Origin of the sequence: Streptomyces sp. B93 (genome assembly GCF_018070565.1) — a bacterium.
GTDB lineage: Bacteria > Actinomycetota > Actinomycetes > Streptomycetales > Streptomycetaceae > Streptomyces.
Genome location: NZ_JAGPXL010000022.1, coordinates 90,284 through 105,845 on the forward strand (window position 1 = coordinate 90,284; position 15,562 = coordinate 105,845).

The window sequence follows — 15,562 nt, forward strand, 5'->3', positions numbered from 1 at the left end:
CTCGCGGAGCGTACGACAGTTCGGAAGTCACGGAGAGATGAAGCCGGTGAAATCCGAGGCAGTCGTCTCTCCCGTCACTCAGTCATCACACGTCACAGTTTGATCACGCGACGTTTTCTTCACATGTCCATGGCAAAGGTTGCGCAGAGCAAAAGTTGCGGTGGGGATGACGTGAAACCCGGGGTGGGGTCGTGGGCTTGAGACGGGTGCGTCGCTTGGGCGGCGGACGGGGAAGTCGGATGCGGACGCTGGTGTCCGCGCTGACCGCGGGGACGGTCCTGGCGACGCTGCCCGCCTGGGGGCCGCTCGCCCAGGCAGCGGCGGCGGACGAGGCCAGGCCGCCGCTGACCGAGGGGCAGCGGGCGCTCGCCGAGGCCGCCGAGTCGGGCCGGCGGGTGGAGGTCGTCGGGGAGCGGTCGGAACGGACGACGGTCTACGCCAACCCGGACGGGTTCACCTTCACGCTGGAGGAGTCCGCGGTGCCCGTGCGGGTGCCGGCGCCCGACGGGGGCTGGCGGGCACCCGACGCCACCCTGGAGGTGCGCCCGGACGGCGGTGTGGCGCCGAAGGCCGCGGCCGTCGAGATGGAGTTCTCCGGCGGCGGGAGCACCGCGCCCCTGGCGAGGATCTCCGCCGGGGGCCGCTCCCTGGAGCTGGGCTGGCCGGGCAGGCTCCCCGCGCCCGAACTGGACGGGACCAGCGCGCTGTACCCGGAGGTGCTGCCCGGCGTCGACCTCAGGGTCACGGCGTCGGTGGAGGGCTTCCGCCATGTGCTGGTCGTCAAGACGCCCGAGGCGGCCACCGCGCCGGAGCTGCGGGAGATCGACTACGCCCTGGGGACCGAGGGCCTGGACATCGTCAAGGGCGGCGCTGGCAACCTGACCGCGGTCGACGACGACGGCAACCGCGTCTTCCGCGCCCCGCCCGCCCAGATGTGGGACTCCGCCGGGGCCGAGGCCGCCGCGGACCCCGAGGCGTCCGGAACCCGGACCATGTCCCTGGCGGATGCCCCGGCCGTGAGCGGGACCGACCCGGCCCCGGAGCCGGCCGAGACGGCCGAGACGGCCGAGACGGCCGAGCCCGCAGTCCCCGGTGCCGAGCCGGGCGCGGGCGACAACGTCACCACCATGGACGTGGAGGTGTCCGACACCGCGCTGACGGTGATCCCGGACACGGAGATGCTGACGGGGACCGGTGCCGCGGACTTCCCGCTGTACATCGACCCGACGGTGACCTGGGGCGAGTCCGAGCGGACCCTGCTGCGCAGCGACGGCTACGAGTCCTACGGCTGGGGCAACGGGGAAGACGGCCTGGGCAAGGGCGTCGGCAAGTGCGGCACCTGGAACGGCTACTACTGCGGGCCGGGCTATGTGCAGCGGCTGTACTTCGAGTTCTCGCCCGCCAGCCTGAAGGGCAAGCAGGTGCTGGACGCCACCTTCCGGGTGACCGAGCCCTGGGCGTTCCAGTGCGACCCGCGCTGGGTCGACCTGGTCCGCACCAACAACATCTCCTCCTCCACCACCTGGTCGTCGCGGCCGACGCACCTCGACCTGATGGGCGACCGGCATGTATCGGCGGGCCGGGGTTCGCTGTGCGACCCCAACTCCCCGGACGCGCCGATCGAGTTCAACGACAACCCCGAGGAGACCAACGAGAACCTCACGCCGACCGTGCGGAGCTTCGCGGCGGGCAAGTTCTCGCGTCTGACGCTGATGCTGAAGGCGCACGACGAGACGGACACCTCGGCGTGGAAGCGGTTCAAGAACGACGCCGTGCTCGCGGTCGACTTCGTGGGTCTGCCCGCCAAGCCCACCGGGATCGGCCTGGTGACCGGCTCGGGCACGGTGTGCGAGACGAGCGAGTCGGACCCCGCGGTCGTCTCCGACCCGACCCCGAGCCTGACGGCCACCACCCAGACCGAGTCGGGCGGCGAGAAGGACGCCCAGCTGCGGATCTACTTCGACGTCGACCACAAGAACACCGACGGCACCTGGTCGGACACCACCGCGGGCAACGGCGACCTGCGCCCGTCCAGCGGGTACGTCGGTGACGGGGTGAAGCTGTCCATGTCCTGGTCGACGCTGACCGAGGGCAAGCTCTACCGGTACCGGGCGTGGGTCCGCTCGTACTACAACAGCGGCGGCAGCTATCTGTCGGGGCCGTCGAACGCCTCGACGACCGGCTGGTGCTACTTCAAGGTCGACGCGACCGCCCCCAAGGCGCCGAAGATCACCCTGGCGAGCCCGTACTCCGTGTGCACGGACACCGCGTGCGCGCCGGGCGGCGGCCCCGGCCAGAAGGCCACCCTCACCTTCGCGCCCGCCACCGGCGACAGCAACAACGTCGCCTACCAGTACAAGCTGTCCTCGGCGGACGCCTGGTCGGCCGCGGTCAACGGTTCGACGGTGACCCAGGGCGTCACCCCGACCCGGTCGGGCACCTACAGCGTGTACGTCCGCGCCAAGGACGACGTGGGGCGCTGGGGCGCCCAGGGCGTGGTGGACTTCCTGGTCGCCGCGGGCGAGGGACCGGTCGGCCGCTGGCACTTCGACGAGGCGAGCGGCGTGGCCGTCGACAGCGCCACGGCCGACGGCACCGACGACGCGACCCTCGGCGGCGGAGCCGTACGCGACGACCGGGGGCGGCGCGGACTGCTGACCCATGACGCCGAGGGGCAGCCACTGCCGGAGCTGGTCACCGACAAGGGGCTGGCGCTGAACGGCACCACCGGCTACGCGGAGACCGGCGCACCGGTGCTGGAGACCCGCTCCGCCTACACGGTCTCCGCGTGGGCGCGGCTGGACAAGGGCGACACCAACGCCTCCGTGCTCGCGCAGCCGGGGCCCGAGGGCAACACGTTCATGCTCTGGTACCTCGCCGACGTGAAGCTGTGGTTCTTCGGCGTCCTCGACGCGGACGGCTCCACCGTCCGGGGCAGGTACTCGTCCTACGCCGCCCAGACCAACGTGTGGACGCACCTGGCGGCCAGCTACGACCCGGCCAAGGGTGAGCTGATCTTCTACGTGGACGGCCGCCGGCAGGGCCAGCCCTTCACGACCGGCACCACCTCCTGGGCGTCGAACGGCGGTTTGCAGGTCGGCCGTTACAAGTTCCCGAGCGGCAACTCCACCTACCACTTCCCCGGTTCGATCGACGAGGTCGCCGTCTGGCAGCGGGTGCTGACGCACGAGGAGGTCGCGGACGAGACCCGGCTGCTGGTGTCGGAGAACCACGCGGGCGTGGAGCTGGTGGCGGACTGGAACGCCGCCCGGGGCAGCGGGACGACCGTCGCGGACACCACGTCCGGGTACGGCCGGGACCTGACGCTGACCGGCGGGGCGGCACTCGCCGACGAGGCGATCGTCCTGGACGGCGTGGACGACGCGGCCACGGCCCCGGGTCCGCTGGTCTACGACCACGCCCCGTTCACCGTGTCCACGCTGGTCGAGCTGGACTCCGCGAAACTGCTGGGCAAGAGCGTCGGTTACACCGGCCAGGTCCTCGGCCAGCGCACGGCGGACGGTTCGGCCTGGGGCTTCTGGTACGAGCTGACGGGCAAGGACACGGTCCTCGACGAGGACACGCTGGAGGAGCGCACGGTGCCGGTCGGCGTCTGGCACTTCGGGCGCCTGAACGCCGACGGCACCTGGTCGTCGGTAGTCTCCGACGAGGTGGCGGCCCTGGACAGCCCGGTGCGGCTGACCGGCATCTACGACTCGGTGTACGGCACGATCAGCCTCTACCTCGGCTACGGGCGCAACGGTGACGCCAAGGCGTTCACCGTCCAGCTGGGCACCGGGGACTTCGCGATCGGCAAGGGCTTCACGGGCGGCGCCTGGAAGCACTTCCTGCCCGCCCGGGTCTTCGAGGTCCGGCTGTGGGCCGGGGCGATGGCGAGCCCCGAGCAGATCGAGACCCGCGTGGGCGACTGAGGACGACCCTGCGGCGCCGCCTGAGCGGTGGCGGCGCCGCACGCACCACGAGCTGACTTTCACGGACTACGGGGCAGGGGCTGGCGACATGGCATTTGGCATAGGCACATCAAGCAGGGCACGGGATAGGGGAAGACGGGACGAGGGAAGACGGGGCCGGGGAAGGCGGGGCCGCACCGCGACCGTGGCCGTCCTGGCGCTGTCCGTCCTCGTCCCCACCGGTCTGGTCGCCCCGGCCGCCGAGGCGGCGCAGCGGGCGCTGGGCCGCCCCGACCTGCCCGAGCAGCGCGTCAGCAAGGTCAGGGAGGTCGACGGGCCCGGCGCCGAGAAGGCCCGCGCCAAGGTCGCCAAGGGCAAGAAGGCGGACGCCGAACGCACCCGCCGGGCCCGCACCGAACAGACGGTGACCTGGCCCGGCCAGGGCGACGCCCGCCTCGAACTCCATGCGGCCGAACGTGCCGAGGCCCGCCCCGGCGGCCTCCCCGTCACCCTCGCGCCCGCCAAGGGCGCCCGCGCCGCCGACCCCGGCACCACGGCACGCGTCACGGTCCTCGACCAGAGGACCGCGCGCGCCGCGGGCGTCACCGGCGTCCTTCTCACGGCGGAGGCCGACCGGTCCGGCAAGGCCCGGCTCAGCGTCGACTACGGCGGCTTCGCCTCGGCCGTCGGCGGCGGCTGGGGCTCCCGGCTGCGCCTGGTGAGCCTGCCGTCCTGTGTCCTCGAGACCCCGGACGAGGCCGCGTGCCGCACCGCCACCCCACTGCCGTCGCACAACGACCTCGCCGGCCAGTCCGTCAGCGCCACCGTCACCCTGACCGGTGGCACCGACGGCCCCTCGGCGCAGCTGACCGGCGCGGCCTCGGCCGGGGCCTCGGTGTTCGCGGTGACCGCGACCGACCCGGGCGCGGGCGAGTCCCCCTCGGGCTCCGGCGACTACTCGGCCACCGAGCTGTCGGAGTCCTCGTCCTGGGAGGCGGGCGACAACTCCGGCACCTTCTCCTGGAGCCACGACTTCAACATGCCGCCCGCCGCTGCCGGACCCACCCCGGAGCTGTCCCTCGGCTACGACTCGGGCAGCGTCGACGGCCGCACCGCCGCCACCAACAACCAGGGCAGCGCGGTCGGTGAGGGCTTCAGCGTCACCGAGTCGTACATCGAGCGCTCCTACAACGCCTGCGACGACGACGGCCACAAGGACGTCTTCGACACCTGCTGGAAGTACGACAACGCCCAGCTCGTCCTGAACGGCAAGGCCAGCCGTCTGGTGAAGGTGTCCGGCACCTGGGACAGCACCTGGCGGCTGGAGAACGACGACGCCTCCGTGGTGACCCGTTCCACGGGCGCCGACAACGGCGACGGCAACGGCGAGCACTGGACCGTCATCACCGGCGACGGCACCAAGTACGTCTTCGGCCTCGACAAGCTCGACGGCGCCACCGACCAGCGCACCGGGTCCACCTGGACGGTCCCCGTCTTCGGCGACGACTCCGGCGAACCCGGCTACGGCAACGGCGACGCCTTCGCCGACCGGGCGGCGACCCAGGCCTGGCGGTGGAACCTGGACTACGTCGAGGACACCCACGGCAACGCCGCGACCTACTGGTACGCGAAGGAGACGAACCACTACAAGAAGAACAAGGCGACCACCGCCAACGCGGCCTACACGCGCGGCGGTTACCTCAAGGAGATCAAGTACGGGCTGCGCAAGGGCGCGCTGTTCACCGACGACGCCGACGCCAAGGTGACCTTCGGCCACGCCGAGCGCTGCACCGCCGCCGACTGCTCGTCGCTGACCAAGGACACCGCCAGGAACTGGCCCGACGTGCCCTTCGACGCGATCTGCACCGACGGGGACACCGACTGCCTGGCCTCCGGCCCCTCGTTCTTCTCCCGCAAGCGGCTGACGAGCGTCGCCACCCACTCCTGGAACGCCGCCACCGGCGCCTACGACCCGGTGGACTCCTGGGCGCTCACTCAGGAGTACCAGGACGGCGGTGACATCGGCGACACCTCCGACCACGTGCTGACGCTGAAGTCGATCCGCCGCACCGCCAAGGCCGGTGACACCGCCATCGCCCTCAACCCGATCACGTTCACCTACCAGTGGCGGGAGAACCGGGTCGACGGCACCGACGACATCCTGCCGCTGACCCGCCCCCGGATCTCCACCGTCACCTCCGAGACCGGCTCGATCACCACGGTCACCCTCTCCTCGCCGGAGTGCGTGCGCAGCGAGGTGACGGGCGCCGCCGAGGACACCAACACCCGCTCCTGCTACCCGAGGTACTGGAACATCAACGGCTCCTCCGAGGCGTCGGTGGACTGGTTCCACAAGTACCGGGTGCTGGCCGTCGTGGTCTCCGACCCGGCCGGGCACAACGACGCCGTCGAGTACGCCTACGACTACAAGGGCGCCGCCTGGCACTACAACGACGACCCGCTCACCCCCAAGGCGGAGCGCACCTGGTCCGGCTGGCGCGGCTACCGCGAGGTCACCGTCCTCACCGGCGCCGCGCACACCACCCGCTCCAAGACCGTCTCCCTCTACATGCAGGGCATGCACGGCGACAGGAAGAAGGACGGCACCACCCGCTCCGTCTCCCTCGCCCCGCTGGCGTCCCCGTCGATCGGGGTGGCGAGCATCACCGACAGCGACCAGTACGCGGGCACGCGCCGCGAGCACGTCACCTACGACGGCGCCACGCCGATCACGGTGGAGATCAACGACCCGTGGTCGAAGGAGACGGCACGCCAGAGCGCGCCCGACGCCGCCGACCACGTGGCCCGCTACGTCCGCTCCGGGAAGTCCACCACCCACACCTACCTGACCGCCTCGGGCACCTGGCGGGCCCGCTCGGTCGCCACGACCTACGACGACTACGGCATGCCGGTCACGGCCGACGACTCCGGCGAGGTCGGCAAGGGCGGCGACCAGACCTGCACCCGCACCTGGTACGCCCGCAACGCCGCGGCCGGGATCACCGACCTGGTCTCCCGGACCCGTACCGTCGGCCAGTCCTGCTCGGCGGCCGACAGCGCCCTGGACCTCCCGGCGACCCCGGCGGCCCGCGGCGACGTCCTCAGCGACACCGCCACCGTCTACGACGACCCGGCCGCCACCACCTGGTCGGCGTCCCAGACCCCGGTCAAGGGCGACGCCACCTGGACCGGCCGCGTCTCCGGCTACGCGGCCAGCGCGGGCTCCGACGGCCTGCGCCCGGCCGCCGGCTGGCAGCGGACGGCGACCACCACGTACGACGCCCTGGGCCGGGCCGTCGACGTCACCGACGCCGAAGGCCACACCACCAGCACCGCCTACACGCCCGCCACCGCGGGCCCGCTGACCAAGACGATCGTCACCGACCCCCTCGGCCACAAGGTCACCAGCTTCCTGGACCACCGGCACGGCCAGGAACTGCGCGTGTACGACGCCAACCTGAAGAAGACCGAGACCGCCTACGACGCCCTCGGGCGGCTCACCGCGGTCTGGCAGCCCAACCGCAACAAGGCCGCGGGCTACAGCGCGAACACCACGTACGCGTACCGCATCAGCGCCACCGAACCGTCGTACGTCTCCACCTCGACCCTCAAGCGGGACGGCGAGACGTACAACACCAGCTACGAGTTCTACGACTCGATGATGCGCCCGATCCAGACCCAGTCCCCGACCCCGGTCGGCGGCCGCATCCTCACCGACATCCGCTACGACACCCGCGGCCTGGAGTACGAGAAGTACGAGGACATCTTCGACAGCGCCAGCGCCCCCAACGGCACCTACACCCGTGAGGAGTACGGCGAGGCGCCCCGGCAGACCGAGACGGTCTACGACGGCGCGGAACGGGCCGTCAGCAGCACCCTGTACGTGTACGGGGTGAAGAAGTGGTCGACGACCACGACCCACACCGGTGACTCCACCGCCAGCAGCGCCGTGCGGGGCGGCTCCGCGACCCGCACCATCACCGACGTCCGCGACCGGACGGTGGAGACCCGCGAGTACGCGGGAACGAGCCCGGCCGACCCCCAGTTCGGCGGCGGCGCGGGCACGGCCTCGTACACCAGCACCCGGTTCACGTACACGCTGGACGACATGCAGACCGGGGTCACCGGCCCCGACGGCGCCAAGTGGACCTACGGCTACGACCTGTTCGGCCGCAAGACCAGCGCGGACGACCCCGACAAGGGCCTGACGAGGCTGTCCTACGACAAGATGGACCGGCCGACGCAGACCACCGACTCCCGGGGCCGGTCCGTCATCACCGGCTACGACGCCCTCGGCCGCACCACCGGCACCTGGAAGGGCTCGAAGACCGACGCCAACCAGCTGACCGCGTACACCTACGACGGGCTCCTCAAGGGCGAGGCGGACGCGAGCATCCGCTACGTCGGCGGCAAGGCGGGCAAGGCGTACACCGAGACCGTCACCGCCTACGACAGCATGTCCCGCCCCACCACCACCGAACTGACCCTGCCCGCCTCCGACCCGCTCGCCGCGGCGGGCGCCGCCACCGTCCGGTTCGAGACGCACTACAACATCGACGGCACCCTCCAGAGCGCCAGGGAACCCGCGCTCGGCGGCCTCCCCTCGGAGATCGTCGACTACGGCTACACCGGCACCGGCCAGCTCACCTCCCTGGGCGGCAGCACCGGCTACCTCCTCGACGTGGACTACTCCCCCGTCGGTGAGACCCGGCAGGTCGTCCTCGGCACCGCCAACACCGAGGCCCACAAGAAGGCGTACATCACCAACACCTGGGAGGAGGGCACCGGACGGCTCCTCGGCAGCCACGTCACGGACCAGACGCACCCCTACAAGCTCCAGAACCTCCTCTACACCTACGACCAGGCGGGCAACGTCACCTCCGTCGCCGACACCAGCACCCTCGGCGGCACCGCGGCACCGGAGACCCAGTGCTTCACCCATGACGGCCACCGCCGGCTGACCGAGGCCTGGACGCCCGCCTCCCAGAACTGCTCCGACACCCGCAGCGCCAGTGCCCTGGGCGGCCGGGCCCCGTACTGGACCAGCTACACCTACAACGACGCGGGCCAGCGCACCACGGAGACCGCCCGCACCGGCGCCGCCACCACCACGACGACCTACTGCTACGAGAAGACGGCCCAGCCGCACGCCCTGACCGGCACCAGCAAGACCGCGAACTGCGCCGCCCCGGACCGCGCCTACGACGTCGACAGCGCGGGCAACACCACCACCCGCCCCGACGGCACCGCCAGCCAGTCCCTGGTCTGGTCGGACGAGAACAGGCTGGCGAGCCTGACGGAGGACGCGACGACCACGGACTACCTCTACGGCGCCGACGGCACCCTCCTGATCCGCGCCACGCAGAACGGCGAACGCGTCCTGTACGCGGGCGCGACCGAGCTGCACCTGCGCGCCGACGGCACCACCTGGGCGCAGCGCCACTACGGCTCCGACGAGCTGACGGTGGCCGTCCGCTCCAACGAGAGCGGGACCAGCCAACTCAGCTATCTGGTCGCCGACGAGCACGGCACCGCCGCCCTGGCCATCGACGCCACCGACCAGGCGTACTCCCGCCGCTACCTGACGCCGTTCGGCGCCCAGCGCGGCAGCACCACCGGCACGGCCTGGCCCGACGACAAGGGGTTCCTCGGCAAGACCACCGACACCGGCACCGGCCTCACCTCGGTCGGCGCCCGCCAGTACGACCCGGCGGTCGGCCAGTTCATCAGCGTCGACCCGCTCCTCCAGACCGGCGTCGGCCAGACCCTCAACGGCTACAGCTACGCCGTCCAGAACCCGGCGACCGTCGCCGACCCGTCCGGTCTGGGCGTCCCCGAGTGCAACGAGCCGCAGAAGTACGGCATCACGTGCCGGGGCGGCATTCCGGTCAGCTCCGGCAAGAAGAAGCCCGGCAACTCCGAGGGACCGGTCAGGGCCTGCCGCTGCGGCGGCCGTCCCCCGCTGGTCAAGGGCAACACCAAGCCCGCCGGCCTCGGCGGCATCCCCGGCCGCCGCAACATCAGCCTGCCGTCCACGCCCGCCCCGAAGGGCTGGCTCAAGACGGTCCCGCCGCCCAACCCCGGTCCCGCGCCGAAGAAGGACGACGGCTTCTGGGGCAAGCTGAAGGGCGCGGCGCGCGGCACGGGCGGCTGGCTGAAGGACACGTTCACCACCTGGGACGGATGGAAGAACCGGGTCATACCAGGACTGGCCTTCGGAACGTGCGTGGTGGTGTCGGCGGGTGTCTGCACCGTGGCGGGCGTGGTCGCCGTGGGGACGACCTTCGTCGGCGACGGCCTGACCACCGGCAGCTGGAACTACGCCGCGGCGGGCAAGAGCCTGGCCTGGACCCTCGCGGGCGGCGGTGTGGCCCGCGGCCTGGCGGGCAGCTGGCGGGGCTCGGCCTTCGTCAGCCGGACCCGGGTCAAGACGGTCTCCGAGATGGAGAACGTCACGATCTACGGCTACCGCAAGACCGTCGACTGGGGCGCCACCCAGGCCAACATGACCCTCAACGTCGGCAACTCGCTCACGTTCTGCGGCGTGGGCGCGGCCAGCCCGGGAGCGTCGGCGGGCTGGTGCTAGCGGCCGCCCGCCGCCGAGCAGGCACATGAGAACCTGAGGCACCACCGAGGGCCAGGAACGGAAGAGAGCGAGCGATGACGAAGCCAGCACCACCGGGTCGAACCGTCCTCCGCCGCCGTTCCTGGCCCGTCCTGTGCGCGATAGCCGGCACGGCCCTCGGCATCGGCATGCTGGCGGCCGTCTGGAAGGTCACCTCGGTGAACGGCTTCCGCACCGGCTGGCAGGGCATCCCCGTCTACCTGGCGCTGGTGGCGGTCCTGGGCAGGATCGCCACCTGCAAGGTCGTCCTGCGCGAGGACTCCCTCGTCGTCGTCAACCCCCTGCGCACCCACACCCTCCCGAGGTCCGCCGTCGCCAAGGCCGACGTGGACGACCACGGCACCCTGGAACTGCACCTCCTGGACGGCGACAAGCCCGTCCCGTCCTTCGCGTTCGGCGGCTCCCTCGTCGACCGTGTCAAGGGCACCAGCGAGCAGGCCGCGCGCACCATCACGGCCTGGCTGAACGGCCCCGGCGCCGCGCCGCACCCCGCGCCGCCGCGAACCCACTGGACCCGCTCCCCGTACGGCGACACCGCCCTCGCCCTGTGCGCGGTGACGGCGGCCGTCGGCGGGGTGTGGATGGCGCTCGGCGGGGGTGCGTAGGGCCGCCGCCGCTACTTGGACGGCCCGCGCCGTGCCGGTGCCGCGTTCCTGCCCGCCGCCGAAGCGGGCCGCGAGTGGCTCGGGGTGGCCGGGGAGGCGGAGTTCCCCATCGGTGAGACGAGCCCCCTGGGGTCGGCGACCGGGGAGACGGGCGCGGCGAACGTGGAGAGCGGGCTCACGAGGGCGGGGTCCCCGGGGGCCGTACTGCTGGAGCGGCTCACCGGCTCCGACCGCTCGGGCCGTCTGCCCCGTTCGACGTCCGACGCGGCGGCCTTGCGTGGGACTGCGTCCAGGGCCCTGTCGACGGCGCCGTCCTGGTTGAACGCGGGTGTCATGTCGAGGGGCGGCAGCTGGGGAGCAGCGCGCTCTCGGCCCTTCTCCTCCCCCGCGGGGGGCTTCTGCTCCCTGAGCAGTTCCCTGCCGTAGGCGTTGTTGGCGTACATCGCGGCCACCGGCATCCGGCCCTGCTGGAACGCCTTCCACAGGGCCGTGTCCTTCTCCTTGTGCTTCATCAGCGCGCGCAGCACCGCGTCCTCGAAGGCCTCCCGTTCGGCGCCACGCAGCTCCAGCATCCGGGAGCCGAGGCCGGCGAACCTCTCGTTGGCGCGCCACTCGCGGCGGGACTCGCGTGGCGCGGTCGGCTGCTGCCCGGCCGTCGGCCACTGGGCCGCGGGCCCCGCCCCGTACCCCGCCGGAGCCGGGCCGCCCGCCTCCGGTGCCGCGGCGGCCGGGCCGTCCCCTCCACGCCCGCGCAGCCACCGCCACAGCCGCCGCAGTCCCTCCAGCAGCGCCCGCCCGCGGCCCTCGTCCGGCCCGTGCTCCATCCGCAGCATCCGCCGCGCACGTCGTCTCGCCCGTACCCTCTGGACCAGCGACGGCCCGCTCCGTCCGCCGTCCTGGGGGCGGGGGTTGGCATCGGCCACGGTGCCCCTCGTTTCCTCGTCGAAGGTGCTGACACCTGGGACAACGGGCCGCCGCGACGGACGGTTCAACCTCCGGCGTCCAGCGCGCGCAGGCTCGCCCGCATGTCGTCGGCCTCCGGGTGGGCGACCTCCTCCAGCAGCGCGAGCGCGCCCCGCCAGGCCGCGCGGGCGGCGCCCAGGTCGCCGAGGGCCCGGCAGGAGGCGCCCAGGTGGCGCAGTACATCGGCCTCCAGGTAGCGGTCCCCGATCTCCCGGAACAGCGCCGCCGACGCCTCGAAGCACCCGACGGCCGCCTCGTACCGGCCGAGCTGGTGCAGGGCGTAGCCCAGGGTGTCCCGGGTCGACGCCTCGCCGTAGGCCTCGCCGATCTCGTGGTACAGCGCGATGCCCCGCTCACAGCGTTCCAGGGCCCGGTCGTGCTCGCCCATCAGGATGTACGTCCAGGCGACCTGGTTGAGGACGCTGGCCTCACCACCGGGGTCGTGCCCGGCCCGGTACAGCTCGCGCGCGCGGTCGTAGTGGCCGAGGGCGACCCCGTACGCCCCCGTCCTGTTCGCCCGGTAGCCGAGGGCACGGCGGGTGTGCGCCTGCCCGAGCAGGTCGCCGCTCTTCTCGAACAGCTCAAGGGCGCGTTCCTGCGACGCCAGTGCCTCGCCCACGTGGTGGAGCTGGGCGTGGGCGAAACCCAGCCCGCACAGGGAGTACGCCTCGCCCGTGAGGTCCCCGACGGCGCGCGCGGCCTCCAGCGCGACGGTGTTGATCTCCTTCAGGTCCTGCCAGAAGCCCAGGCGGTTGAAGTACACGTCCAGGGCGTAGGCCGTGCGCCAGGCGTGGTCGTGGAAGCCGTGGGCGGCCGCGTGCTCGACGACCGCCCGCAGGACGTACCGCTCTGTGCGCAGCCAGGCGGTGGCGTTCTTGCGGTCGTTGAACCGCAGGGCCGCGCTGTCCGTCGTGGCCCCGGGAGGCGGGAGCATCCGGCGGAGCGGGTCGAGGGCGGAGGCCGCGTGGTGGGCGGTGTGGAGGTAGTGGTCGTGCATCCGCAGCAGCGCCTGCCGACGCCGGTCCCCGGTGTCCTCGGCGGCTGCGATCTCGGCGGCGTAGGCGCGCAGCAGGTCGTGGAAGACGAAGCGGCCCGGGGCCCGCTCGGTGAGCAGGCTGGCCCCGGTCAGCCCGGCGAGCAGGGCCCGCGCCCGGCTCCTGGGGACACCGGCCAGGGCGCTCGCCGCCGCCGTGCCGATGTCGGGGCCGGGGTGCAGGGACAGCACCCGGAACAGGCCCGCCGACTCCTCGGGCAGCGCCCGGTACGACCAGGAGAAGACCGCGCGGACGTCGGTGCCGACCTCACCGCCCGTGAACGCGTCCAGACTGCCGTGGCTCTCCCTCAGCTCCCCGGCGATGTCCGTGAGGCGGAACTCCGGGTGGTGCGCGGCGCGGGCGGCGACGACGGCCAGGGTCAGCGGCAGCCGGGCGCACAGTCCGACGATGTCGTCGGCGGCCTCCGGTTCCGCCTCCACCCGGGCCGCGCCCAGCCTGCGGGTCAGCATCTCGCGGGCCTCGGCGGCCGTCGGCAGGCCCAGGGTGAACGGGTGGGCGCCCTGCCCGACGACCAGTCCGCTCAGCCGGTTGCGGCTGGTGACGATGGTCAGACAGCCCGCGGTGCCGGGCAGCAGCGGCCGTACCTGGTCCGCGTCGCGGCCGTTGTCGAGGACGATCAGGACCCGGCGGTCCGCGAGGACGCTGCGGTAGAGGGCGGCCCGCGCGTCCAGGCCGTCCGGGATGGAGTCCGGGGCGGTCCCGAGCGCGACGAGGAACACCGTGAGCGCGTCGGCCGGGTCCAGGGAGCCTTCCCGGTCGTGGCCGCGGAGATTGACGAAGAGGCTGCCGTCGGGGAAGCGGTGGGCGACCCGGTGCGCCCAGTGCACGGCCAGGGTGGTCTTGCCCGCCCCCGCCATGCCGTCGACCAGGGCGACCACGGCGGTGTCCGGGCACCCCTCGGCGGGCAGCAGCCTGGCCACCCGGTCCAGTTCGGCCCGCCGCCCGGTGAACGTCGGCAGGTCGGCGGGCAGCTGGGACGTGTACACCACGGGCGTCCGGGGCGCCGGGTCCGTTGGCTCCCCGTCGGCCGGGGGGCCGTCGGTGGCCGGGAGGTCGTCGGTGGCGGGGTCCCCGGCCAGTACCCGGGCGTGCAGGGCCCGCAGGGACGGGCCCGGTTCGACGCCGAGTTCCTCGACCAACGTGCGGCGGGCGGTCGCGTAGACCTCCAGCGCCTCGGCCTGCCGCTCACACCGGTACAGGGCGAGCATCAGCAGCTCGCAGACGTCCTCGCGCAACGGATGCGCGTCGCGCAGCGCCACCAGGTCCGGCAGCACCGCGCTGTGGCGGCCCAGAGCGAGTTCGGCGCGCAGCCACGCCTCCTGGACGTGCAGGTGCCGGGCTTCGAGGCGGGTCCGCTCGGACCGGGCGTACGGCCCCGGCACCCCGGCCAGCGGGGTGCCGCGCCACAGGTCCAGCGCGGCGCGCAGCAGCTGGGCGGCGGTGCGGTGGTCCCCCGCGGCCTGCCGCAGCCCGGCCCGGTGCACCTGGTCCTCGAACCGGTCCAGATCGCTGGCGACCGTGTCCCTCCCGCCCAGCGCGTACCCGTCGCCGAGGGACACCACCGTCCGGGACGGCCGCCCCGGCGCACGGTCGGGCTCCAGCAGCCTGCGCAGGCGCGAGACGTACGTGCGCAGCACCGGGACGGCGCCGGGGGGTGGATCGTCGTCCCAGACGCCGTCGACCAGGTCGTCCAGGCTCACCGCCCGGCCGCGGCGCAGCAGCAACAGGGCCAGCACGGCGCGCTGTTGGGGTGAGCCGAGAGCCAGTTCCGTGTCCCCGAGCCAGGCCCGCAGCGGCCCGAGCACGGAGAACCGCAGCGGCTGTAAGGGCGGGTGACCCGCCGCGGGGTCGAAGGCCTCCACGGCTTGGACCCTAGCGACTGTCCCGCGATGTTCGGTGTTGCGTTGTTCACACCGTGAACCTGACCGCCTTGAGCCAGAGTTCGTTGTCCAGGGTGCCGCCGAAGACGTAGCCGCCCGGTTCGTGGCACTTCAGGCCGTGCCATCCCTGGGAGTGGACATGGGCGTTGGCGCAGACGGCGCCCTCGCCGACGTTGATGGCGAAGCCCAGCAGGTACGGGGCGTCCTTCTTGGTGGTGTTGATGTAGAGGTCCGTGCCGTCGACCGCGCTCGGCCACGGGGTCTGCCACCAGCCCTTGTCGTGCCGGTAGGCGTTGGCCGCCGTGCCTTGCGTGCCGGACACCGCGAAGTTGAGGGCCCGGATCTTCCGGTCGCCCTCCACCACGCCGGCCGTGGCGCCGTCGCACACGACCTCCTGCCAGCCGACGCCCTCGACGAAGGCCCGGTAGCAGATGTGCCGGCCCGGCTCCTTGGCGGCGAGCTTCGAGACCACGAGGGCAGCGGTCTGGGGGGTGGGGGTGGGGGTCGGCTTCGGTGTGGGGGT

5 protein-coding genes and 1 pseudogene are annotated in these 15,562 nt (G+C 72.8%); 3 read left to right on the forward strand and 3 right to left on the reverse strand.

What is annotated here, in order from left to right; translation table 11 throughout:
- Window positions 1-239 precede the first annotated feature (239 nt).
- The 3 genes from KBY47_RS21690 (at window position 240) to KBY47_RS21700 (ending at window position 11,141) form a co-directional block, all read left to right on the forward strand.
- Window positions 240-3,932 (forward strand): LamG-like jellyroll fold domain-containing protein, encoded by a 3,693-nt coding sequence (locus tag KBY47_RS21690; protein WP_210923173.1) that lies wholly within the window; start codon window positions 240-242, stop codon window positions 3,930-3,932.
- Window positions 3,933-4,020: 88 nt separating this feature from the next.
- Window positions 4,021-10,497 (forward strand): RHS repeat-associated core domain-containing protein, encoded by a 6,477-nt coding sequence (locus KBY47_RS21695; protein WP_247695023.1) that lies wholly within the window; start codon window positions 4,021-4,023, stop codon window positions 10,495-10,497.
- Window positions 10,498-10,571: 74 nt separating this feature from the next.
- On the forward strand, window positions 10,572-11,141 hold the full coding sequence (locus KBY47_RS21700) for a PH domain-containing protein (RefSeq protein WP_210923174.1): 570 nt from the start codon (window positions 10,572-10,574) through the stop codon (window positions 11,139-11,141).
- Between the two features lie 11 nt (window positions 11,142-11,152).
- Here KBY47_RS21700 and KBY47_RS21705 read toward each other — a convergent pair whose 3' ends face one another.
- The 3 genes and pseudogenes from KBY47_RS21705 to KBY47_RS21715 all read right to left on the reverse strand — a co-directional run.
- The gene (locus tag KBY47_RS21705) at window positions 11,153-11,965 is read right to left on the reverse strand and encodes a hypothetical protein (RefSeq protein ID WP_210923175.1); all 813 of its coding nucleotides are present in this window, start codon (window positions 11,963-11,965) and stop codon (window positions 11,153-11,155) included.
- A gap of 164 nt (window positions 11,966-12,129) precedes the next feature.
- A complete protein-coding gene (locus KBY47_RS21710; protein ID WP_210923176.1) occupies window positions 12,130-15,021 on the reverse strand; it encodes a BTAD domain-containing putative transcriptional regulator in 2,892 nt (963 codons plus the stop codon).
- 46 nt (window positions 15,022-15,067) lie between these two features.
- Window positions 15,068-15,562, reverse strand: a pseudogene (locus KBY47_RS21715) (hydrolase); the annotation flags it as partial.